Origin of the sequence: Streptomyces sp. NPDC006463, assembly GCF_042870715.1 — a bacterium.
Taxonomy (GTDB): Bacteria; Actinomycetota; Actinomycetes; order Streptomycetales; family Streptomycetaceae; genus Streptomyces.
The window spans coordinates 37,853-60,368 of record NZ_JBIAHP010000003.1; the positions used below are offsets into that span (position 1 = coordinate 37,853).

General features: G+C 73.9%; 22 protein-coding genes. 12 read left to right on the top strand and 10 right to left on the bottom strand.

The genetic code is table 11. The features are described 5' to 3' along the window. Positions 1 to 13: 13 nt before the first annotated feature. The 4 genes from ACFYOB_RS07185 to ACFYOB_RS07200 form a co-directional block, all read right to left on the bottom strand. Positions 14 to 520 carry a nuclear transport factor 2 family protein gene (locus ACFYOB_RS07185; RefSeq protein WP_388555728.1) on the bottom strand — a complete coding sequence of 169 codons (507 nt, stop codon included), beginning with the start codon at positions 518 to 520 and terminating at the stop codon, positions 14 to 16. Between the two features lie 71 nt (positions 521 to 591). Beyond that, entirely contained in the window at positions 592 to 768 is a 177-nt protein-coding gene (locus tag ACFYOB_RS07190; RefSeq protein WP_388555731.1) for a hypothetical protein, read from the bottom strand. A 114-nt stretch (positions 769 to 882) separates the two neighbouring features. Next, positions 883 to 1,761, bottom strand: coding sequence for an undecaprenyl-diphosphate phosphatase (locus tag ACFYOB_RS07195; protein WP_388555734.1), 879 nt, complete (start codon positions 1,759 to 1,761; stop codon positions 883 to 885). 48 nt (positions 1,762 to 1,809) lie between these two features. Then, entirely contained in the window at positions 1,810 to 2,538 is a 729-nt protein-coding gene (locus ACFYOB_RS07200) for a TVP38/TMEM64 family protein (protein WP_388555737.1), read from the bottom strand. 49 nt (positions 2,539 to 2,587) lie between these two features. Between ACFYOB_RS07200 and ACFYOB_RS07205 the strand changes: the two genes are divergently transcribed. The 4 genes from ACFYOB_RS07205 (at position 2,588) to ACFYOB_RS07220 (ending at position 6,574) form a co-directional block, all read left to right on the top strand. After that, a complete protein-coding gene (locus tag ACFYOB_RS07205) occupies positions 2,588 to 3,304 on the top strand; it encodes a DNA alkylation repair protein (protein WP_388555740.1) in 717 nt (238 codons plus the stop codon). Positions 3,305 to 3,570: 266 nt separating this feature from the next. After that, the gene (gene tuf, locus ACFYOB_RS07210) at positions 3,571 to 4,752 is read left to right on the top strand and encodes an elongation factor Tu (RefSeq protein ID WP_388555743.1); all 1,182 of its coding nucleotides are present in this window, start codon (positions 3,571 to 3,573) and stop codon (positions 4,750 to 4,752) included. A gap of 95 nt (positions 4,753 to 4,847) precedes the next feature. Then, positions 4,848 to 5,699 (top strand): patatin-like phospholipase family protein, encoded by an 852-nt coding sequence (locus ACFYOB_RS07215; protein ID WP_388555746.1) that lies wholly within the window; start codon positions 4,848 to 4,850, stop codon positions 5,697 to 5,699. A gap of 83 nt (positions 5,700 to 5,782) precedes the next feature. Then, on the top strand, positions 5,783 to 6,574 hold the full coding sequence (locus ACFYOB_RS07220) for a spermidine synthase (RefSeq protein WP_388556749.1): 792 nt from the start codon (positions 5,783 to 5,785) through the stop codon (positions 6,572 to 6,574). On the opposite strand, the gene ACFYOB_RS07225 is transcribed toward ACFYOB_RS07220, so the two are convergent. After that, positions 6,561 to 7,886, bottom strand: coding sequence for an MFS transporter (locus ACFYOB_RS07225; RefSeq protein WP_388555749.1), 1,326 nt, complete (start codon positions 7,884 to 7,886; stop codon positions 6,561 to 6,563). The two genes, ACFYOB_RS07220 and ACFYOB_RS07225, sit on opposite strands and share 14 nt — an antisense overlap. 70 nt (positions 7,887 to 7,956) lie before the next feature. Further along, positions 7,957 to 8,970, bottom strand: coding sequence for a hypothetical protein (locus tag ACFYOB_RS07230; protein ID WP_388555752.1), 1,014 nt, complete (start codon positions 8,968 to 8,970; stop codon positions 7,957 to 7,959). A gap of 96 nt (positions 8,971 to 9,066) precedes the next feature. Between ACFYOB_RS07230 and ACFYOB_RS07235 the strand changes: the two genes are divergently transcribed. The 4 genes from ACFYOB_RS07235 (at position 9,067) to ACFYOB_RS07250 (ending at position 13,243) form a co-directional block, all read left to right on the top strand. After that, positions 9,067 to 9,519 carry a DUF4442 domain-containing protein gene (locus tag ACFYOB_RS07235; protein WP_388555755.1) on the top strand — a complete coding sequence of 151 codons (453 nt, stop codon included), beginning with the start codon at positions 9,067 to 9,069 and terminating at the stop codon, positions 9,517 to 9,519. Positions 9,520 to 9,711: 192 nt separating this feature from the next. Then, positions 9,712 to 9,912: a type II toxin-antitoxin system VapB family antitoxin gene (locus ACFYOB_RS07240; RefSeq protein ID WP_388555758.1), complete on the top strand. Its 201-nt coding sequence runs from the start codon at positions 9,712 to 9,714 to the stop codon at positions 9,910 to 9,912. Between the two features lie 114 nt (positions 9,913 to 10,026). Further along, the gene (locus ACFYOB_RS07245) at positions 10,027 to 12,531 is read left to right on the top strand and encodes a beta-glucosidase (protein ID WP_388555760.1); all 2,505 of its coding nucleotides are present in this window, start codon (positions 10,027 to 10,029) and stop codon (positions 12,529 to 12,531) included. 58 nt (positions 12,532 to 12,589) lie between these two features. Further along, positions 12,590 to 13,243 carry a DedA family protein gene (locus ACFYOB_RS07250; protein ID WP_388555763.1) on the top strand — a complete coding sequence of 218 codons (654 nt, stop codon included), beginning with the start codon at positions 12,590 to 12,592 and terminating at the stop codon, positions 13,241 to 13,243. A gap of 16 nt (positions 13,244 to 13,259) precedes the next feature. Here ACFYOB_RS07250 and ACFYOB_RS07255 read toward each other — a convergent pair whose 3' ends face one another. Further along, positions 13,260 to 13,811 (bottom strand): gamma carbonic anhydrase family protein, encoded by a 552-nt coding sequence (locus ACFYOB_RS07255; RefSeq protein ID WP_388555766.1) that lies wholly within the window; start codon positions 13,809 to 13,811, stop codon positions 13,260 to 13,262. Positions 13,812 to 13,943: 132 nt separating this feature from the next. Here ACFYOB_RS07255 and ACFYOB_RS07260 point away from each other — a divergent pair, with 132 nt between their 5' ends. Then, positions 13,944 to 14,690: an acyltransferase gene (locus ACFYOB_RS07260; protein WP_388555769.1), complete on the top strand. Its 747-nt coding sequence runs from the start codon at positions 13,944 to 13,946 to the stop codon at positions 14,688 to 14,690. A 12-nt stretch (positions 14,691 to 14,702) separates the two neighbouring features. Here the strand turns inward: ACFYOB_RS07260 and ACFYOB_RS07265 are convergent, their stop codons facing one another. Then, the gene (locus ACFYOB_RS07265) at positions 14,703 to 15,569 is read right to left on the bottom strand and encodes an EamA family transporter (RefSeq protein ID WP_388555771.1); all 867 of its coding nucleotides are present in this window, start codon (positions 15,567 to 15,569) and stop codon (positions 14,703 to 14,705) included. Positions 15,570 to 15,670: 101 nt separating this feature from the next. Continuing rightward, on the bottom strand, positions 15,671 to 16,093 hold the full coding sequence (locus ACFYOB_RS07270) for a CoA-binding protein (RefSeq protein ID WP_388555774.1): 423 nt from the start codon (positions 16,091 to 16,093) through the stop codon (positions 15,671 to 15,673). Positions 16,094 to 16,190: 97 nt separating this feature from the next. Between ACFYOB_RS07270 and ACFYOB_RS07275 the strand changes: the two genes are divergently transcribed. Then, positions 16,191 to 16,820 (top strand): YigZ family protein, encoded by a 630-nt coding sequence (locus ACFYOB_RS07275; RefSeq protein ID WP_388555776.1) that lies wholly within the window; start codon positions 16,191 to 16,193, stop codon positions 16,818 to 16,820. 9 nt (positions 16,821 to 16,829) lie between these two features. On the opposite strand, the gene ACFYOB_RS07280 is transcribed toward ACFYOB_RS07275, so the two are convergent. Further along, positions 16,830 to 18,092: a vanadium-dependent haloperoxidase gene (locus tag ACFYOB_RS07280; RefSeq protein WP_388555778.1), complete on the bottom strand. Its 1,263-nt coding sequence runs from the start codon at positions 18,090 to 18,092 to the stop codon at positions 16,830 to 16,832. Positions 18,093 to 18,316: 224 nt separating this feature from the next. Here ACFYOB_RS07280 and ACFYOB_RS07285 point away from each other — a divergent pair, with 224 nt between their 5' ends. Next, positions 18,317 to 19,486, top strand: coding sequence for an exonuclease SbcCD subunit D (locus ACFYOB_RS07285; RefSeq protein ID WP_388555780.1), 1,170 nt, complete (start codon positions 18,317 to 18,319; stop codon positions 19,484 to 19,486). Continuing rightward, entirely contained in the window at positions 19,483 to 22,494 is a 3,012-nt protein-coding gene (locus tag ACFYOB_RS07290; protein WP_388555783.1) for an AAA family ATPase, read from the top strand. The genes ACFYOB_RS07285 and ACFYOB_RS07290 overlap by 4 nt, the downstream gene beginning before the upstream one ends. Positions 22,495 to 22,516: the final 22 nt, after the last annotated feature.

Consider the following 22,516-nt stretch of genomic DNA (forward strand, 5'->3'; position numbering starts at 1 on the left):
TCCAGTGTGGCAGTCAGGCGGAGATGTGCCGCCACTTCTCGTGCACGGTGACGCGGGTGAGCCGCCAGCCGTCGCGGGTGCGGGCCAGCGCGAAGGAGTACCGCCCGGCGGCGACGAAGTTGGGCGCCGTCACGGTGCCGCTGGTCACAGTCCTGTCCGCCGCGGCGCCGTCCGTCACGGTGCCGTCCGTTCCTTCGAGACGCATCGGATTGAGGAAGTCGGCCCGCACCTCGGCGCTGTCGCCGGGTGAACCGCCCAGGTCCTCCAGCCGGATCAGCCGGTTCACGATCAGGTGCTGACGCACCGGGAACAGCTTCATCGTCTCCGCGAGCCAGTCGGCGACCTCCCCGGCCGGGCCCTCGATCCCGCCCGCGGAGCTGTAGTCGGCCCGCCCGGAGGCGGTGAACAGGGCGCGGTACCCCGCCCAGTCGCCGTCGTCGACGGCCACCGCGTACCCCGTGACCACCTCGTCGATCGCCAGCCGGTCCATTACCGTGGCGAGGTCCACACGCTGCGTCATCGGGTCAGTGTGGGGCTGGCGGGTCAGGAGGCCAAGGGGGCGTGCGCCGGCGGGATCTTCTCCCGGGCCCCTCAGTGACCGGAATACGCCTCCCGCTGCCGGACCACGACGAGGAACGCGTCGCTGTCCAGATCCATCACCACCTCGGCCGGCACTCCCTCGCGCATCCGCTGCGCGGCGTACTCCTCGGCGGGCCAGCTACCCCTCGGACTTCCGGCCGGAAAACGCTCCAGAACCACGCGACCCATGGGACACCCCCTGCTTCTGCCTTCAGGTCTCTGCAGGGACAACGACGCAAAGGCCGCCCGGGAACGTTCCCGAGCGGCCTCCGGTTCACGCGAAGCGGTGAAGTGGGGGGCCTGCTAGGAGCCGGACTCACCCGCGTGCGGGCTCAGCACGTCCGTCCCGACCAGGATGAACAGGGCGATGCCCAGCACGATCCGGTAGATCACGAACGGCATGAAGCTCTTGGTGGAAATGAACTTCATGAACCACGCGATGACCGCGTAGCCGACGAAGAAGGCGATGACCGTCGCGAAGATGGTCGGCCCCCAGGAGATGTGGCCCGGGGTCTCGACCACGTCCTTGATCTCGAACACGCCCGAGGCCAGCACGGCCGGAATGGCGAGGAGGAAGGAGTAGCGGGCGGCCGCCTCGCGCGTGAAGCCCAGCAGCAGACCGCCGGAGATCGTCGCGCCGGACCGGGACACGCCGGGGATCAGGGCCATCGCCTGGCAGACACCGAAGATCAGGCCGTCCTTGACGCCCAGCTCCTTCAGCGTCTTGCGCTCGCGGACCGCGCGGTGGCGCCCGCCTTCCTCGTCGCGGGCGGCCAGCCGGTCGGCGACGCCCAGCACGATGCCCATCACGACGAGGGTGGTGGCGGTCAGCCGCAGATCGCGGAACGGGCCCTCGATCTGGTCCTTGAAGGTGAGGCCGAGGACGCCGATCGGGATCGAGCCGACGATCACCAGCCAGCCCATCTTCGCGTCCTGCTCGGAACGCAGCGCAGACGTGTACAGCGAGCGGAACCAGGTGGAGACGATCCGCGCGATGTCCTTGCGGAAGTAGATCAGTACGGCGGCCTCGGTGCCGATCTGCGTGATGGCGGTGAAGGCCGCTCCCGGGTCGTGCCAGCCGGCGAACGCCGCGGTCAGCCGCAGGTGGGCGCTGGAGGAGATCGGGAGGAACTCCGTAAGCCCCTGGACGAGACCGAGGATTAGGGATTCGAACCAGCTCATGTCGGGGTGCGCTCGTCCTTGTGATCGTCGGGCAGTTCGGGTCCGATGCTAGGGCCCGTGCGAAGCACCACTGACCACAGGGGGGTGCTGAGGCGTCAGTTCGTACGTCGTTGCGGGCATCCGGGCGGGTGCCAGACGGTGCCGCTTGCGCCACGCGACCACCCCGGCGGCCACCACCGAGACCACGATGAAGCCGAACGAGACGAGGAACGCGGGCGAGCCGGGGGAGGAGGCGCTGGCCCCCGCGATCACGTACGCCGCGGTGTTCGGGACGACCCCGAGCGCCGTGGCGCCGAGGAAGGGCAGCCAGCCGCAGCGGGACACCGCCGCGCAGTAGTTGGCCACCACGAAGGGCATCCCGGGGAAGAGCCGCACGGCGAGCATCGAACGGAAGCCGTGCCGGCTGAGCTGCCCGTCGGCCGCCTGGAGCCAGCGGCCGCGCACGTACGGGCGCAGGGCTTCCTGGCCCATGATCCGCCCCAGCCCGAAGGCGATCGCGGCGCCGAGCACCGTGCCGCCGACCGCCGCGACGAGGCCGAACTGGGTGCCGAAGACCGCTCCCGCGGCCAGGTTGAGCAGGGGGCGCGGGACGAAGGCCGCCGCACACACGCCGTACCCGGCGGCGAACAACAGGACCGCCGCCCCCACCGGGAACCCCGGGGGCCACCCCTGCGACAGGATGCGCTGGGGCTCGTACAGCAGCACGCACGCGCCGGCCGCCACGAGCAGCACGACGAGCAGTGACAGCCGGGTCCACGGCGCGAGGAGGAGGGACATCCCGGGAGACTAGCCGACCGGTGTGGCGCACCGCCGTAATCTGGGCCTCATGCTGTCGAACGACCGGCGACCTTCGAACGTGCCGCGCAGCGCCCTCGCCGACACCCTCCTGGAGCGGCTGACCGAGGAGTACGCGGCGGCGGCCGACCCCGCGCGGGCCCGGGCCATGACCACGTACATGAAGGACGTCGCCCCCTTCCTCGGCATTCCCACCCCGCTGCGCCGCGAGCTGTCCAAGGCAGTGACCAAGGACACACCGCGGCCGTCGGAGGCGGACTGCGCGGCGCTCGCGCTGCGCTGCTGGCGGCTGCCGGAGCGCGAGTACCACTACTTCGCGGTGGACTACCTGCGCCGGCACGTCTCCCGGTGTTCCTCCGGCCTGCTGCCGGTGGCCCGGCACCTGATCACCACCGTCCCGTGGTGGGACACGGTCGACCTGCTGGCCGCGCACACGGTGGGCCCGCTGGTGGCGGCCGACCCCGCGCTGGCGGCGGTGATGGACGAGTGGATCGGCGAGGAGGACCTCTGGCTGGTCCGCACCGCCCTGCTCCACCAGCTGCGCTTCAAGTCCGCCACCGACACGGGCCGGCTCTTCGGCTACTGCCGCCGCCGGGCGGACCACCCGGACTTCTTCGTCCGCAAGGCCATCGGCTGGTGCCTGCGGGAGTACGCGAAGACGGACCCCGCCGCCGTGCGCGCCTTCGTCGAGGACGAACGCGGCTCCCTGTCCCCGCTGTCCGTACGCGAGGCGCTCAAGAACCTCTGAGCGCGCGGAAATTCATTCGACGGGCCCGGGGCGGTCCGGCAGGATCAGGGGCATGTCCCGGTACGCCTTCCCCGTCGCACCGTCCGCAGTCGCGGACGCGCCGAAGGCTGCCGCATTCGCTGTCACTGTTCCCGCAGAGGCATTCCCCTTCGCCGCATTCGACGGCGCACGAAGCTGACCCTTCCCGGATCGTCCGGCGGACCCCGCAGGGGAGGGTCGGCTCGATTCAGGGGTCCCGTTCCAGCTTCGAGCCACGGGAAGAGATCATGGCCAAGACGGCCTTCGTGCGCACCAAGCCGCACCTCAACATCGGCACCATGGGTCACGTCGACCACGGCAAGACCACCCTCACCGCCGCCATCACCAAGGTCCTCGCCGAGCGCGGCGGCGCCTCCTTCGTTCCCTTCGACCGCATCGACCGGGCCCCCGAGGAGGCCCGGCGCGGGATCACCATCAACCTCACGCACGTCGAGTACGAGACCGACACCCGCCACTACGCGCACGTGGACATGCCCGGCCACGCCGACTACGTCAAGAACATGGTCACCGGCGCCGCGCAGCTCGACGGGGCGATCCTCGTGGTCTCCGCGCTCGACGGGGTCATGCCGCAGACCGCCGAGCACGTACTCCTCGCCCGGCAGGTCGGCGTCGACCACATCGTGGTGGCACTCAACAAGGCGGACGCGGGGGACCCCGAGCTGACCGACCTGGTCGAGCTGGAGGTCCGCGAGCTGCTCACCGCGCACGGTTACGGCGGTGACGGCGCGCCGGTCGTACGGGTCTCCGGGCTCGGGGCGCTGGAGGGCGACCCGCGGTGGACCGGGGCGATCCAGGCGCTGCTGGACGCGGTGGACACGTACGTGCCGACCCCGGTGCGCTACACCGACGCGCCGTTCCTGCTGCCGGTGGAGAACGTGCTGACCATCACCGGACGCGGGACCGTCGTGACCGGCGCCGTCGAGCGGGGCAGCATCCGGCTCGGCGACCGCGTGAGCATGCTCGGCGCGGACGGAGCGTCCGACCCGGTCGTGGTCACCGGGCTGGAGACCTTCGGCAAGCCGATGGAGTCCGCCGAGGCGGGGGACAACGTCGCGCTGCTGCTGCGCGGGGTCCAACGGCACCAGGTGCGCCGTGGCGACGTGGTGGCCGCTCCCGGCAGCGTGACGCCGAAGCGGCGCTTCACGGCGCAGGTGTACGTGCTCTCCACCGGCGAGGGCGGCCGTACGACGCCGGTCGCCACCGGATACCGGCCGCAGTTCTACGTCCGCACCGCCGACGTGGTGGGGGACGTGGACCTGGGGGAGGCCGGCGTGGCCCGGCCGGGGGAGACGGTCACCATGACCGTCGAGCTCGGGCGGGACGTCCCGCTGGAGTCGGGGCTCGGCTTCGCGATTCGCGAAGGCGGCAGGACCGTCGGCGCGGGCACGGTGACGGCCGTACTGGGGTGACCCGGGCGGACTGATCCGGGCCCCGTCTGTGGTGACGGCGGGCTGGGTGCGTCAGACTGCCGTCACCACAGGCATGCAAGGAGGGGCGGGCGGACATGGGCGGCGACACGGCACTGGTGCTCGGCGGTGGCGGACTGACCGGCATCGGCTGGGAGTGCGGAATCCTGTACGGGCTCGCCCGCGCGGGAGTGGACCTCGCCACCGCCGACCTCGTCGTCGGCACCTCGGCGGGTTCGGTGGTCGGCGCCCAGCTCACCTCCGGGCTGCTCACCGCGCAGGAGCTGTACGAGCGCCAGCTCGGCGACGCCGCCGGGGAGATCGCGGCGAAGCTGGGGGCCGGACTGATCGCACGGTACGCCGTCGCGATGGCGCGCTCGCGCCGCGACGCGACGGCCTACCGGCAGCGGGTCGGCGCCATGGCACTGGCCGCCGACACCGGGGCGGAGGCCGCGCGGCGCGAGGTGCTCGCGTCCCGGCTGGTCTCGCACGAGTGGCCCGCCGACCGGCGGTTCGTCGTCACCGCGGTGGACGCGCTGAGCGGTGAGCCCGCCGACTTCGACCGGGAGAGCGGGGCCGGGCTGGTCGACGCGGTCTCGGCGAGCTGCGCCGTGCCCGGGGTGTGGCCGCCGGTGACCGTCGGCGGGCGTCGCTTCATCGACGGAGGCGTCCGTTCCGCCACCAACGCCGACCTGGCCGCAGGCTACCGGCGTGTGGTGGTCATCGCCCCCATCGCGCTCGGCTCCGGGCTCGTCCCCTCGCCTTACGCACAGGCCGCGCGCCTGCGCGAGGCGGGCGCCCGAGTGCTGCTGATCACCCCGTCGCAGGCCGCCCGCAAAGCCTTCGGGCGCAACGTACTCGACCCGGCGCGGCGGGATCCGGCCGCGCGGGCGGGCCTCGTGCAGGCCGAGGAGCACGCCTCCCAGGCGGCGGCCGTCTGGTCGGGCTGAGCCGGGACCGGCCCGACAATGGACGGGTGAACGACGAACAGATCCCGGTGATCCGGGACGTGGGCCAGGGCACCGCCAAGCTGATGCCGGACGTGGACCGGGAGCGGGCCTGGCTGCTGACCGTCGACGGGGCGCCGCAGTCGTATGTGGACCTGGACGATCCGCGGCACCTGGAGTTCGAGTACGTACGCCGCCTCGGGCACGTCCTGGACTGCGCGGCGGAGCCGGGGCTCGCGCTGGACCTCCTGCACCTGGGCGGCGGCGCCCTGACCCTGCCGCGCTACGCCGCGGCGACCCGGGCGGGATCCCGGCAGACGGTCGTCGAGTTCGACGCGGGGCTGGTGGAACTGGTCGCCGAACACCTGCCGCTGCCCGCGGGGGCCGGGGTCACGGTGCACGCCGCCGACGCCCGGGCCTGGCTGGAGGCCGCGCCCGCGGGGAGTGCGGACGTGGTGGTGGCAGACGTCTTCGGCGGTTCGCGGGTGCCGGCGCAGCTGACGTCCGTGGAGTACGCGCGGGAGGCGGCGCGGGTGCTGAGGCCCGGCGGGCTGTACGCGGCGAACCTCGCCGACGGGGCGCCGTTCGGCTTCCTGCGGGCGCAGCTCGCGAACTTCGCGTCGGTGTTCGGCGAGCTCGCCGTGATCGCCGAGCCGGCGGTGCTGCGGGGGCGGCGCTTCGGGAACGCGGTGCTGCTCGCCTCCGACGCTCCGCTGGAGGTGGCCGCGCTGGCCCGGCGGTGCGCCGCCGACGCGTTTCCCGCGAGGGTGGAGTCCGGGGATTCGCTGGCGCGGTTCATGCGGGGGGCCGTGCCGGTGACCGACGCGGACGCCGCGCCGTCCCCGGCTCCTCCACAGGGCGCTTTCAGCCTGGGGTGAGCGGTCGGCCGTCGCTTCGCTTCGCGGGGCCGCAGGCGCCCGGCCCGGAGGCGACCGGTGCGGCCGGGGGCCTGCGGGTCAGGTTGCGGACGTCCGGGATGAGGAGGACCAGGGCCGTGGCCAGGACCACCAGGGCCGCGCAGCCCCACAGGGCCTGGGTGCGGCCCAAGGCCGTTTCGGCCGGGCCCGCGAGGGCGGTGGCCAGGGGGAGCATCGACACCGAGCCGAACCAGTCGTAGGCGGAGACCCGGGAGAACTTCTCCTCGGGGATCTCCTGGTGCATCGTGGTCATCCAGTTCACACCGAACACCTCGATGGCCGTGCCGCTCACGAACATCACCACGCACAGGGCCCACACAGGCAGAGGCACGGCCAGACCCGCCGACGGCAGGGCGAGCGGGAACACGCACAGGGTGCCGACCAGCAGCAGCCTGCGCGGCTTCCACACCATCATCAGGACGGCGCCCGCGATGGTGCCCGCGCCGAAGCAGCCCAGGGCCACTCCCCAGGGCGCCGGCCCGCCCAGCTGGTCGCGGGCGACCAGCGGACCGTAGACCGCCTCCGCGGCCCCGACGACTGCGACCACGACGGAGAACTGGAGCACGATGCTCCACAGCCAGGGCCGGGTCCTGACCTCCACCCAGCCCTCGCGCAGGTCGGCCAGGAGGCCGCCGCCGGGAGCCCGTTCGGTGATGTGGCCGACGTCGAGGAAGGCCCGCAGGGCTCCCGCGATCGCGAAGGCCGCGGCGTCCACGGCCAGCACCCAGCCGGGACCGATCGCGGCGATCATCGCTCCGCCGAGGGCCGCGCCGCCGATGCCCGCGCCGTTCATCGCCATGCGGAAGAGCGCGAAGGCGCGGTTGGCGTGTTCACCGGAGACGGTGGACAGCAGCATGCCCTCGGCCGCCGGGTTGAAGAAGGCCGTACCGGTCCCGCACAGGGCTGTCAGCAGCATCATCTGCCACAGCTGGGGGTCACCGGCGAGGACGAGCACGGCGAAGGCGGCCTGGGAGAGGCAGTTGAGGGTGTTGGCCGCGACCATCACGTGGTGGCGCGGCAGCCGGTCGGCGAGTGCGCCGCCGACGAGCAGGAAGAGGACGAGCGGCAGCGTACGGGCGGCCGCGACCAGACCGACGTCGGCCGCGGAACCGCCGGCCTCCAGCACCGCGAACGCGGCCGCGATGAGCGCTCCGTGGCTGCCGAGGTTGGTGACGACCGCCGCGCCCGTCAGCAGGGTGTAGTTGCGGCCGGCCCAAGCGGGCAGGCGGCGGCGTGTGGGCGTACCGGCGGAATCGGAGGGGGGAGAGCTCACCCCCGGACTATCCCCGCCCCGGGCCGAGAATCCAAACGGATTGTCGGCCCGGGGCGGAGGGGAAAGGGGATCAGCCCGCGGACAGGCGGACCGAGCTGAGGATCTTCTCCTGCGTCTCCTTGCTGACCTCGTCCGGGACGCCCGCGGCGCTGTAGAGGATCCAGCTGGCGAAGTCACCCTTGGCGTTCTTGAAGCTGAACGCGATGGACTTGCCGTCGGAGGAGCACTTGTTCTCCTTCGGCACACCCGTCACGGTCGCGGTCGCCATGTGGCCCTTCAGGCCCGAGGAGGTGGTGTACTCCTTCGGCTCGGAGACCTTGGTGGTGCCCTTCGGCGCCTTCTGCGCGTATCCGGCCCACGCCCAGTTGCCGGCCTCGTTACGCACGGCCTCGGCGGTGTCCTTGGCGCCCTGGCCGCCCTTGGTGCCGGTGCCGGCCAGTGCGGTCTTCTCCTCGCTGCCGTTCTTGTCGGAGTCGACCTTGCACCAGTCCTCCTTGAGTTTGGCGGGCCCCGACATCATCACGGCCGCGGAGCCGTCGTTCTTCACCTCGTCCTCGAAGCCGATGGCCATGCCGGCGCCCAGCACGTTCCACTCCGGCGGGACGTCGAAGGCGGTGCCGTGCTTGGGGTTGACGACGACCTTCCAGCCCGGGATCACGGGCTTGATGTCGCCGTCGGCGCGCGGGTTCGCGCTGCTGCCGGCCGGGGCGGGCGCGGCGGACACCGGAGCCGAGGAGGCGGCCGCCGGCTTGTCGTTGGCCTCGTCCGTCTTCTTGTCGTCCCGGGTCAGGACGAAGGCGCCGGTCGCGGCGGCCGCCACGACGACCGCGGCCGCCGCGACGATGGCCACGGTCTTGGTCTGGTAGGGGCTCCCGCCGCCGCCCGGCTGCTGGGCCGGCTGCGGCTGTTGGGGCTGGCCCCACGGCTGGGTGGGCGGGGCCGTCTGGTAGCCCGGCTGCGGGTACCCGTAACCCGGCTGCTGCTGGTACGGGTTCGGTTGCCCCGGCTGCTGCTGGTACGGATTCTGTTGCGCGTCCTGGGGGTTCTGCTCGCCCCCGGGCGGCTGCTGCTGTCCTGGCCACATGGCCGGTAACGATAGTAGGAGCGCAGGCGAGGAGCCACGGCCGCCCCCGGAACGGCTCTGGCCAAGGGCATCTACTCGCGGGTAACATCGCGTTTCATGAGCGCAGATCAGATGAACGTGGGCGAACTGCTCGCCGCGACGGTGCCGATGGCCCGGACCCTGAACCTCCAGTTCCTGGAGACCACTTCGGAGCGCGCGGTCGTCCGCCTCCCGGACCAGCCCGATTTCCACAACCACGTCGGCGGCCCGCACGCCGGTGCCATGTTCACCCTCGCCGAGTCCGCCAGCGGCGCCATCGTCCTGGCCGCCTTCGGCGACCAGCTCTCGCGCGCCGTGCCCCTCGCGGTGCGGGCCGAGATCGGCTACAAGAAGCTCGCCAAGGGCGTCGTGACCGCCACCGCCACCCTCGGGCGCCCGGCGGCGGAGGTCGTGGCCGAACTCGACGCGGGCGGCCGCCCCGAGTTCCCGGTCACCATCGCCATCCAGCGCGAGGACGAGGCCGTGACGGGCGAGATGACGGTCGTCTGGACCCTGCGCCCCAACGCCTAGGCGCCCGGCGACGAGGCCCCCGCCCCTGGAGGGTGGGGGCCTTCGCCGTGCCGGTCGGCCACGGCTGCGGCGATTGCGTCCGCCGGATCCGGACCCGGGGCGCCGGCCACCGGCGACGGACAGGGCGGGAACTCCGCAAACCGTGGCCGTGCGGCGGCTAGAGTCCCTCGCACGACGATGGAGGGGGTACCCGTGGCCAAGGTCAACATCAGCCTCGACGCCGAGCTCGTGGTGGAAGTGATGGTGCTCGCCGGGGTCGGATCGCCGCAGGACGCGGTGGAGGCCGTCGTACGGGACTACATCGCGCGCGGGCACCGCACCGAGGCCCGGGTGCAGCTCCAAGGCGAGCCCCGGCGGGACGCCGACAGCGTGTCCCAGCCGCCGCAGGGCTGAACCTCGGCGCGGCGGTGGCGCGGCTGAGGCGGCCCCGGCCGGGCGCGGCGCACAGTGGGCGGGGGAGCGGTCGGCGCGGACCGCTCCCGCCAACCCACGTCGCGGGAGAGCGTCATGAGCGAGGCCGTGTCCAGACGTTCCGCGATCCGGCTGCTCGGAGCGGTGGGCGCGGCCCTCGGAGCGGGCGGCTGCGCCGCGACCGTGCCGCCGGGCGTTGGACTGCGCGCGGACGCCGCCCCCGCCCCCGGGGGCCCCGCCGAGCCCGCGGACGGCGCCCGGATCGACAGCCTGATCGAACGGCTCACCCTCGACGAGAAGACCGCCCTGCTCCACGGCGACCGCGATCCGGCCTCCCTCGGCCAGTGCGGCTACCTGCCGGGCGTCCCGCGCCTCGGCATCCCCGCGTTGCGCCTCGCCGACGGACCCGCCGGCGTACGGGTCACGCGGCCCGCCACCGCGCTGCCCGCGCCGGTCCTGCTCGCCTCCGCCTTCGACCCGGCGCTCGCCCGCGAGTACGGCCGCGTCATCGGCCGTGAGGGCCGCGCGCTCGGCCAGGACGTCCTCCTGTCGCCCATGGCCAGCCTCATCCGCACCCCGTACGCGGGCCGGAACTTCGAGACCTTCGCCGAGGACCCGCGCCTCACCGCCGACCTCGTCGGCGAGATGGTCCGCGGGATCCAGGACGAGGGGCTCATCTCCGCCGTCAAGCACTTCGCCCTCAACAACCAGGAGCACGGCCGCGACACCGTGGACGTGGTGGTCGCCGAGCAGACCCTGCGAGAGACCGAGCTACGGGGCTTCGAGGCCGCCGTGGCCGCCGGCGCGGGCGCCGTGATGGCCGCCTGCAACAAGGTCAACGGCGTCTACGCCTGCGAGAGCACGCTGCTGCTCGACGAAGTGCTGCGCGGGAGCTGGGGCTTCGACGGCTGGGTGATGTCCGACGGGGACGCCACCCACAGCACCGTTGCCGCCATCGGCGCCGGACTCGACATGGAGATGCCCGGCGGCACCCACTTCGGCGGCCCGCTGCGCGAGGCGGTGCGCGGCGGCTCCGTCCCCGAGAGCGCCGTCGACCTCGCCGTGCGCCGGATCCTGACCTCCATGGACCGCTTCGGGCTGCTCGCGGCCCGGCCCGCCGCGCGTCCCTCGCGGGATGCGGCCGCCGGGGCGCGGGTCGCCCGCAAGGTGGCCACCGCCGGGGCGGTGCTGCTGCGCAACGAGCACGGCACCCTGCCGCTGACGGGCGCCGCAGCCCGCTCGATCGCCGTCATCGGCCCCACCGGCCAGGTGCCCTTCGTCGGTGGCGGCGGCAGCGCCCACGTCGTCCCCGACGGGGCGGCCGCCCCGTTCACCGCCATCCGCCGACGTGCCGGGAGCGGCTCCACCGTGCGCTACGCACTCGGCGAGGACCTGTACGGACGCCCCCTGCCGCCGACCCTGCTGACGCCCCCCGCCGACCTGGACGACCGGGCCGTGGACGCAGGGCGCGACTGGAGCCACGAGGGGGAGTTCCGGCTCACGGCGGACGACGAGTGGACCCTGGTCGTCCACTACACCGGCGAGCGGCCGGGCGTGCGCCTGGACGGCGAGGAGATGTTCCCCGTACGGCAGGGCGCGGCCGAGCACTACGCGGGCGGACTGCTCGGCTCGGCGCCCGACGGGATGACCGTCCGCCGCCGCACGCTCTCCCTCAAGGCGGGCACCCACCGGCTCGCCGTGACCGCTCGGGGCGGGGACAAGGGCCGGCGCTTCCGGCTGCGGCACATCACGAAGGCAGGCCGGGCCGCGGACCTCGCCGAGGCGGTGAACACCGCGAAGGCGGCCCGCAGCGTGGTCCTGTTCGCCTACGAGGACGCCACCGAGGGCAGCGACCGGACCACCCTGGCGCTCCCGGGCGGACAGGACGCGCTGATCGAGGCCGTCGCCGCCGCCAACCCCCGCACCACGGTCGTGCTCAACACTTCCGGCGGCACGGCCATGCCCTGGCTCTCCCGTACCGGGGCGGTCCTGCAGATGTACTACCCGGGGCAGGAGGGCGCGGGCGCCACCGCCGACATCCTCTTCGGGGACGTGGACCCGGGCGGCCGGCTCACCCAGACCTTCCCGGCGGACGAGCAGGCGACCCCGGTGGCCGGGGACCCGCTGCGCTACCCGGGCGTCGGCGGCCGCCAGGAGTACACCGAGGGCGTCCACGTCGGTCACCGCTGGTACGACGCGCAGCACGTGGCCCCGCTGTTCCCGTTCGGGCACGGGCTCTCGTACACGACCTGGCAGTACGAGAAGCTCACGGTCCGGCCGGAGCGCGGGGGCCTGCGCGTGGAGTTCACCGTCCGCAACACGGGCCGGCGCAAGGGCACCGAGGTGGCCCAGGTGTACGTCGGCCCGTCCGCGGAGATCACGCTCGACCAGCCGGTGCGCGCGCTGGCCGGCTACCGGCGGCTCACCCTCGCGCCGGGCGAGGCCCAGCGGGTCACCGTCGACATCGATGCCCGGGCGCTGTCGTCCTGGGACCCGGAGCAGCACGGCTGGGTGCTGGGTTCCGGCCGCCGGGAAGTGTTCGCGGGCCGTTCCTCGCGGGAACTCCCACTGAGGTCAAAGGCGGAAGTGAGGAGCCGATAGGCTGCCCGTTCGGCGTGTCACAGGGGGCGCGCCGGAGACGACACGGGAGGACGTACCGGTGCACATCCAGGAATGGCTGGAGACGATTCCGGCGGTCAGCATCTATCTCCTTGTGGGTCTGGTCATCGGGCTGGAAAGCCTCGGCATCCCGCTGCCGGGCGAGATCATCCTGGTCAGCTCGGCGCTGCTGGCCTCGCAGCACGGCGAGATCGACCCCGTCGTGCTGGGAATCTGCGCGACCACCGGGGCGATCGTGGGCGACTCGATCGGCTATGCGATCGGGCGCAGGGGCGGCAAGCCGCTGCTGGAGAAGCTGGGCCGGCGCTTCCCCAAGCACTTCGGGCCGGAGCACGTGGCCGTGGCGGAACGCTCCTTCGAACGCTGGGGCATGTGGGCCGTCTTCTTCGGGCGGTTCGTGGCGCTGCTGCGGATCTTCGCGGGGCCGCTCGCGGGCGTGCTGCGCATGCCGTACTGGCGGTTCCTGATCGCGAACATCCTCGGCGGGATCCTCTGGGCCGGCGGGACCACGGCCGTCATCTACTCGGTCGGGATCGTCGCCGAGCCGTGGCTGAAGCGGTTCTCCTGGCTGGCTCTGGGCCTCGCCGTACTGTTCGGGATCGCGGTGACGCTGGTGGTGCGCAGCCGTATGAAGAAGGCGGCCGCGGCGGCCGCCCCGGTGGAGCAGGCCGCCCCGGTGGCCGTCGCCGAATAGGCCGCCCGCCCCGGACTCAGGCGTCCGGGGTCACCGAGGCGCGGTGCTGCTCGGCCAGTTCCACGTACATGGCGGCGTTGACCGTGATGCCCTCGCGCTCCTCCTTGGTCAGCTCGCGCCGTACCTTGGCCGGGATGCCCGCGACCAGGGAGCCGGGCGGGACGACCATGCCCTGCGGGACCAGTGCCTGGGCGGCCACCAGCGAGCCGGCTCCGATCACCGCGCCGTTCAGGACGGTCGCGCCCATGCCGATCAGGCAGTCGTCCTCGACGGTGCAGCCGTGCACGACGGCGTTGTGGCCGATGGAGACGCGCTCGCCGATCGAGACCGGGAAGCCGGGGTCCACGTGGACCGTGCAGTTGTCCTGCACGTTGCTGTCGGCGCCGAGCGTGATCGGACCGCAGTCGGCGCGCAGGACCGCCGAGTACCAGACACTCGCGCCGGCGGCCAGGGTGACGTCGCCGACCACGACGGAGGTGGGTGCGGTGAAGGTCTTCGGGTCCACGGACGGCTGCCTGCCGCCGACACCCGCGATGAGTGCCTGCCCGTGCGTCGACTGATGCGTCATGATCGTTTCCCTCTGTTTCCGGATGCCGCGCTACCGGCACCGTAGGGCACGGGCCCGGCCCGACCGGCGATGGGGTGAAGATCACAGGATCGCGGCCCGGCCGACCGGCGCGCGGCGCACTACCGTTGCCGGGTGCCGAAGAACCAGAACACGTTCTCATCTCTGACGGTCCTGCGCCGCCGGCTGGCGAGCCGCGCGGTCCACGCGGGCTGGCGATGGATGCAGCGGGCCGGTGCGGTCACCGCGCAGACTCCGGGGCGGCTGCGGTTCGGCGCGATCGGCCACGGCACCCGGCTCGCCTTCCCGCAGGGCACGGTCTTCGGCGAACCCTGGATCCGGCTCGGCGACTACTGCATCATCGGCGAGCAGGTCACCCTGACCGCCGGGATGATGCCGGACCTCGACCTCGGCACGGAGCCGATGCTGGTCCTCGGCAACGGGGTGGTCATCGGGCGGGACAGCCACGTCATCGCCGACGCCCGGATCACCATCGGGGACGACACCTTCTGCGGCCCCGGCGTGTACATCACGTCCACGAACCACAGTTACGACGACCCGCACCAGCCCATCGGCAAACAGTGGCCGCGCAGTGCGCCGGTCGAGATCGGTCCCGGCTGCTGGCTCGGTACGGGTGCGGTCGTCCTGCCGGGCGCGCGGCTGGGCCGCAACGTCGTGGTGGCCGCGGGGGCCGTCGTACGGGGCGAGGTGCCCGACCACGCCGTGGTGGCCGGGGCGCCTGCGCGCGTCGTGCGGCGCTGGGAGCCGGAGACCGGCTGGCAGCCGCCGCTGCGCACTCCGGCGCCGGTACCGATCCCCGACGGGATGACCCCGGAGCAGCTGCGCGGGCTGGCGGAGCTGGCGGAGGCGGAGCAGTCCTGAGCTTCCGGGCTCTCAGCCCGCCGCAAGCAGGACCGTGCCGGCCAGGGCCAGGCCGGCGCCCGCCGCCTGGACGGGGCGCAGGCGCTCCTTCAGTACGGCGAAGGCCGCGAGCGCGGTGATCACCGGGTACAGCGAGGACAGTACGGCGGCCATGGTGACCGGACCGTTCTGGGCGGCCACGGAGTAGGTGCCGTTCGCCGCCACGTCGGCGAGGCCGACGAAGGCCAGCGCGGGCAGCAGTCCCCACAGGATCCGCGGGCCGGTGCCCGCCGGGAGCGCCGGGGTGCCGCGCCTGGTCTGGACCCACAGGGCGCCGCCGCCCACCGCGACATTGGTGACCCGCTGCACGAACAGCGCCAGGAACAGCCCGGTCACGGTGGTGGAGGCCTGCGCGATCAGGGTCATCACCGCGCCGAAGCCGAAGGCGGCGACCAGGGTGAGCACGACGGCCTGGCGCTGGACTGGCGCGCCGCGCAGCTCAGGGCCGCCCGCGAGGACGATGCCGACGACGGCCACCGCGATGCCCGCGAACTGGCCGAGGCCGGGCCGCTCGCCGAGGATCAGCCCGGCGGCGACCGGCACGACCACCCCGAGGGAGCCGAGCGGTGAGACCACGCCCATCGGGCCGAGGGCCAGTGCCTTGTAGAAGCTGAGCATGGCGACCGGCCCGACCAGGCCGGCTCCGACGGCGAACCACAGCTGCGGCCCCGCCTCCCGCCACGCGCCGGTGCCGAGCACGACCGCGCCGAGCACGACGACGGCGACGACCTGCGAGACGACGACCACCGTCAGCGCCGGTATCCGGCGGGTCACCAAACCGCCCCCGAAGTCGGCGAGGCCCCACAGCACGGCTGTGGCCAGGGCGAAGAGGGCGGTCATGGGCAGGCCTCGCAGTACGGTGCGGTGAAGGGCGGGGGTGCGGACAAAAGAACCCCAGCACCCCCACCGAGGTCAAACCGGCCGCCGCGGGCCAGGCGCCACTACTTCGACGACAGGGGCTGGAGCGCGGGGATCTCGATCGCCGGGCAGCGGTCCATCACCATGGCCAGCCCGGCCTCGCGGGTGCGGTGGAAGGCGGCCTCGTCGACCACGCCGAGCTGGAACCAGACGGCCTCGGCGCCGACGGCCGCCGCCTGGTCGGCGACCGGCCCCGCCAGCGCGCTGTTCACGAAGACGTCCACCACGTCCACCTTGAAGGGGATCGCATCCAGCGAGGGGTAACCGGCCTCGCCGTGCACCGTCTCCGCCTTGGGGTGTACGGGGATCACGCGCTTGCCGAACTGCTGGAGGACGCGGGCCACCCCGTAGGCCGCCCGGTCCTGGTTGTTCGAGAGGCCCACCACGGCCCAGGTGCCGCCCAGTTCGGTGAGGATCTTGCGGATGGTCGCCGGATCGCCGTACACGTGTGCCGCCTCCTGCTGCTCTGGAACCGCTCTTGTCGTCGTGCTGCTCCGGGATCAACGACGAGGACACCTGTCCGATTCCCCTTAGGGTGGAGCGGTGAAGGCAGACCAGTACGTGACGGTGTCCCGCGAGGGTGTGCACGAATCCGAGATCAACCGCTCGCGCTTCCTCTGCTCGCTCGCGCCCGCCGCGACCGAGCAGGAGGCGCAGGAGTTCGTCGCACGGATCCGCAAGGAGCACCCCACCGCCACGCACAACTGCTTCGCGTACGTCATCGGCGCCGACGCCTCCGTCCAGAAGGCCAGCGACGACGGCGAGCCCGGCGGCACCGCCGGGGTACCCATGCTGCAGATGCTCATGCGGCGGGACATCCGGTACGCCGTCGCCGTCGTCACCCGCTACTACGGCGGTGTGAAACTCGGCGCCGGCGGGCTGATCCGGGCCTACGGGGGAGTCGTCGGCGAGGCCCTCGACGAGCTCGGCACCGTCACCCGGCGCCGGTACCGGCTGGCCACCGTCACCGTCGACCACCAGCGCGCCGGCAAGATGCAGAACGACCTGCGATCCACCGGCCGCCTGGTACTGGACGTGCGTTACGGGGAGGCCGTCACGATCGAGATCGGCCTCCCCGAGGCGGACGCCCCGGCCTTCCGGGCCTGGCTCGCAGACATCAGCGCGGGGACCGCGGCCTTCGAGCTCGGCGGCGAGGCCTACGGCGAAGCCTGAGCCGGACGGTCACAGGGAGCCGAACAGCCGGTCGGCGTTGCGCAGCGCGTTGCGCCCGACCGCGTCACCGAGCCGCACGCCCGCCTCGTCGGCGGTGCGGCTGTGGATGCCCGAGTAGACCCGGGCGTCCACGTTGTCCAGGGTGAGCTGGCGCCAGCTGGTGTACGTGCGGCGAACACCGGGCGCGGTCGGGCTGGTGAACTCGAAGGGAGCGGTCCGCGGCCCGGCGAGCGCGTCCAGGACGGCCTGGGCGGCGCCCGCGTAGGTGGCGTGGCCGCTGGGGTAGTCGGGGTGGGCCGGAGTCTGGTGGAGCGGGGTCCAGAGGGGATCGGGGGCGATGGACCCGGTACGGATGGCCGTCACCGGCCGCCAGCGCAGGTAGGCGTACTTGCTGTCGGAGGTCGCGATCTGGGTGTCGACGAGGGCCGCGTGGAAGAGCGCGAGCAGTGCCGCCCGGTCGGCGGTCGAGCCGTGCGAGCGCGCCACGGCCACCCGCAGCGGCTCCGTGTAGAGGGTCAGTGAGGCCCCGTACCAGAAGTTCGCGGTCTCGGTCTGGCGCGGCGTACGGCTGTCGGCCGCGCCGTACGCGCGCACCTCGGCGAGGTCGGCCTTGTAGCGGCGGGAGTCCAGCGCGGGCGGCGGACCCAGCCGGAACTGGTCGGGACGCTCCAGCAGGAACGGCTTGGCGAGGCGGTTGCCGTACTGCACGGCCGGCGCGTAGCCGTCCGGGGTCGGCTGCCAGACCCCGGGGGCGGCGGCCGGAACGGTGAAGGGCGCGTTCACCGAGGCCGGGTCGAGGCCGTCGCCTGCGCGGGAGGCGAGTACCGCCTCGGCCTGCCGGGCCCCCGCCGCCACGCCCTGCGTCTCGGCCGGGCCGTCCGGGACCCGTTCGAGCGTGGCGGCCAGCGCCGCGTCGAGCTCGGCCTTGCGGGCGGGGGCGAGGCCGACCAGCGCGTCGTGCACGGCGGAGGCGACGGCGGCGTCCTGGAAGGGCGCTCGGGCGGCGCCGCCCGGAGCCTCACGTGTGGCGCGGGCGGCTGCGATCCAGCCGATCGCCCAGGTACGGCTGTTGGTGATCTGGGTGGGCGCGGCCGTGGCCGCGACGGTTTCGGCGGTGGTGTCGTACCAGTCCAGCACCACGGACCCGGACGCGGCCGCGGCCGGCTGCGGCGGCGCGGCGGCCGACGGCACGGCGGCGGTCACGGCGAGCAGGGCCGCGGACCCGGCCGCGAGCAGCACGGGACGGACACGAAGAGCGGGGGAGGGCGACATGCGGGCGAAGCTAGCCAGCGGCCGGGACCCGGTACAAGGGCACGAAGCCGCCGACGGAGTCCGGCCACAGAGGTTTCGCACCGGTGCCACGAGCCTGTAACACACGGGGCCGGCGAGCCGGCCGGGAACCGCGGGACGGCAGTACTCCTCCTGGAAGACGGGTTAGCCTGGAGGGTCGGTGCGGAGCCACGGAGGAGATCAAGCGTGCGGGTCGGAGCGGTCGAGTGAAGTTCCTGCACACCTCCGACTGGCACCTCGGCCGGTCGTTCCACCGCGTGAACCTGCTCGGAGCCCAGTCTGTCTTCGTCGACCACCTCGTCGAGACCGTCCGCGAGCGCGAGGTCGACGCCGTCCTCGTCGCCGGGGACATCTACGACCGGGCCGTGCCCCCTCTGCCCGCCGTCGAGCTGTACGACCAGGCCCTGCACCGGCTCGCCGAGCTCGGCGTCCCCACCGTGATGATCTCCGGCAACCACGACTCCGCCCGCCGGCTCGGGGTCGGGGCAGGCCTGATCGACCGGGCCGGGATCCACCTCAGGACCGACCCGGCCGGCTGCGCCGAGCCGGTGGTCCTGGCCGACGTACACGGCGAGGTGGCGCTGTACGGGCTGCCCTACCTGGAACCGGCCCTGGTCAAGGACGAGTTCAGCGCCGAGAAGGTGAGCCACGAGGCGGTGCTCGGCGCGGCCATGGACCGGATCCGGGCCGACCTCGCCGCCCGTGCGCCCGGCACCCGCTCCGTCGTCCTTGCCCACGCCTTCGTCACGGGCGGGCAGGCCAGCGACAGCGAACGCGACATCACCGTCGGCGGGGTCGAGGCCGTGCCCGCCTCCGTCTTCGACGGAGTGGACTACGCCGCCCTCGGCCACCTCCACGGCTGTCAGACGATCAACGAACGGGTCCGGTACTCCGGCTCCCCGCTCGCCTACTCCTTCTCCGAGGCCGACCACCGCAAGAGCATGTGGCTGATCGAGCTGGGCGCCGAAGGGGAGATCACCGGCGCCGAGCGCGTCGACACCCCCGTGCCGCGGCCCCTCGCCCGGCTGCGCGGCACCCTCGACGACCTGGTCGCGGACCCGGCGCACGCCGCGTACGAGGACGCCTGGGTCGAGGCCACGCTCACCGACCCGGTCCGCCCCGACGACCCCATGGCCAAGCTCGCCGCCCGCTTCCCGCACACCCTCAGCCTCGCCTTCGACCCCGAGGGCCGCGAGGAGGGGACCGGCGCCTCCTACGCCCAGCGGCTCAAGGGCCGCAGCGACCAGGAGATCGCCGAGGACTTCGTCGCCCACGTACGCGGCGGCGGCCACGCGGACGAGGCCGAGCGCGCCGTCCTGCGGAGCGCCTTCGACGACGTACGGGCCGACGACAGCCGTCAGGAGACCCACCGATGAGGCTGCACCGGCTCCGAGTCACCGCCTTCGGCCCCTTCGCCGAGCCCCAGGAGATCGACTTCGACGCGCTGTCCGGCGCCGGGATCTTCCTGCTCCACGGACCCACCGGCGCGGGCAAGACCTCCGTGCTCGACGCCGTCTGCTACGCCCTCTACGGGTCCGTCCCCGGCGCCCGCCAGGCCCCCGGCACCAGCCTGCGCAGCGACCACGCGGACGCCGGTACCCCGACCGAGGTCGCCCTCGAACTCACCGCGGGCGGCCGCCGCCTGGAGATCACCCGGCGTCCCGAACAGGACCGGCCCAAGAAACGCGGCACCGGCACCACCAAGGACAAGGCGCAGAGCTGGCTGCGCGAGCACACCGGCGAGGGCTGGCAGCCGCTCAGCCGCTCCCACCAGGAGATCGGCGAGGAGATCGAGCAGCTGCTCGGCATGAGCCGCGAGCAGTTCTGCCAGGTGGTGCTGTTGCCGCAGGGGGAGTTCGCGAAGTTCCTGCGCGCCGACGAGGCGGCCCGCGGCCGGCTGCTCGGCCGGCTCTTCGACACCCGCCGCTTCGCCGCCGTCGAGGCACTGCTCGGCGAACGCCGCCGGGCCGCCGAGGCCAAGGTGCGCGCCGGGGACGAGAGGGTGCTCCACACCGCGCAGCGGCTCGCCCAGGCCGCCGGGGACAGCGCCGACCTGCGGGCCTGGCCGCTGCCCCGGCACCAGCCCGGCGACCCGGGGCTCGCCGCGGCGATCCGCGCCTGGGCCGCCGTCGCCCGCTGCTCGGCGCGGGAGCGGCTGGGCGTCGCCGAGTACGCGCTGGCCGCCGTCGAGGGCCGGCACGCGGCCGCTCGCCGGGCCGCCGAGGAGGCGAGGGAACTCGACCGGCTCCAGCGCCGGCACGCGGAGACCGCCCGCCGGGCAGCCCTGCTCGCCGCGGCGGAGCCCGACCGGGAGCGGGTGCGCGCGCTCCTGGACCGGGCCCGGCGGGGCGCTCTGGTCGCTCCCGCCCTGGAACTGCGCGGCGCGGCGAACGCCGCGCACCTGGCCGCCGCGCACGCCGAGAGCGCCGCCCGGGCCGACCTCCCGCAGCAGCTGCGGGAGGCGGGCACCGATCAGCTGGCCGCCGTCGAGCAGCGGCTGCGCGAGGACCTCGGCGCGCTGGGCGCCGCCCGCCGGGCCGAGCAGCGCAGCGCCGAGATCGGCCGCGAGCGGGCCGACCTGGAGCGCGAGGCCCGGGCCGCCGAGGACCAGCACCAGGAGTCCGCCGAGTGGCTGGCGCGCTGGGAGGCCACCCGGGCCGCCCTGCACGAGCGCGCGGACGCCGCCCAGCAGGCCGCGACCCTGGCCGAGCAGCTCGCCGGCAAGCTGGAACCCGCCCGGATGCACCTGAACGCCGCCCGCCGGCGCGACGAGCTGGCCGCCGCCGTGGAGCGCGCCGCGGGCGAACTGCTGTCCGTGCGCGAGGAGTCGACGGCCGCCCGGGAGCGCTGGCTGGAGCTCAAGGAGGCCCGGCTGCGCGGGATCGCCGCCGAACTCGCCGAGGCGCTGGTGGCGGGGGAGGCCTGCACCGTGTGCGGATCCGCGGAGCACCCCGCCCCGGCCCGCCCGGCCCCCGGCCATGTGGACCGCGCCGCCGAGGACGCCGCCCACGCCCTCTTCGAGCGGGCCGAGGAGGCCCGGGCCGCCGTCGAACGCCGGCTCGCCGCCGTGGAGGAGGCCCGCGCCGAGGCCGCGGCCGCCGCGGGGGACGCCACCACCGACGAACTCCTCACCCTGACCTCGGACCTGAGCTCCCGGCACGCCGCCGCCCACGCCGCGGCCGCCGGACTGCACGCGGCCCGTGAGCAGCTCGCCCGCGCCGAGCGGGAGCACGCGGCGCGCAGCGCGGACCGGCTCGCCGCCGCCGAGCGCGCCGCGGCCAGGGTCTCGCGCCGCGAGGCCCTGGACCGGGAACAGGCCTCGCTGGAGGCGGAGCTCGCAGCCGTACGGGGCGACGCACCCACCGTCGCGGCCCGCGCCCGGATCCTGGAGGACCGGGTCCGCATGGTCTCGGCGGCCGCCGCCTCGCTGCGCCGGGCCGAGACCACCGCCGCCCGGCTGAAGGAGGCCGACGACCAGCTCGCCGACGCTGCCTTCAAGGCCGGCTTCGACACCATCGGGGCCGCTGCCGACGCAGTGCTCCCGGAGTACGAACGCACCGCGCTCCAGCGCCGGATGGACGCCTGGCAGGCGGAGGAGGCCATGCTGGCGGACCGCCTCGGCGAGGCGGACACGGCCGCGGCGGCAGCCCTGCCCCCGGCCGCGCCGGAGGAGGCCGAGGCGTATGCGGCCCAGGCCGCGGCGAAGCTTCGTACCGCCGGATCCGCCTTCGACGCGGCCCGCGTCCGGTGCGCCGAGCTCGACCGGCTCTCCCGGCAGGCCGAGCAGGAACTGCGCGCCCTGGGCCCGCTGCGCGACGCCTACGACCGGGTGGCCCGGCTGGCCGGACTCACTGCGGGCACCTCCGCCGACAACGAGCGCAAGATGCGGCTGGAGGCGTACGTGCTGGCCGCCCGCCTGGAACAGGTCGCCGCCGCCGCGACGGTACGGCTGCTGCGCATGTCCGGCGGCCGCTACACCCTGGTCCACTCCGACGCGCGGGCGAGCGGACGGGGCCGTTCCGGCCTCGGGCTGCACGTCGTCGACGCCTGGACCGGCAGCGAGCGCGACACCGCGACCCTGTCGGGCGGCGAGACCTTCTTCGCCTCGCTCGCGCTGGCGCTGGGCCTGGCCGACGTGGTCACCGACGAGGCGGGCGGCATGCGGCTGGACACCCTCTTCATCGACGAGGGCTTCGGCAGCCTCGACGACCAGGCGCTGGACGAGGTGCTCGACGTACTGGACTCGCTGCGCGAGCGGGACCGCAGCGTCGGCATCGTCAGCCACGTCGCCGACCTGCGGACCCGGGTGCAGGCCCAGTTGGAGATCGTCAAGCAGCGAGGGGGGTCGGTGGTGCGCCACCGCACGGCGGCGCTCACGGACTGAGGTCACGGACCGAGGTCACGGA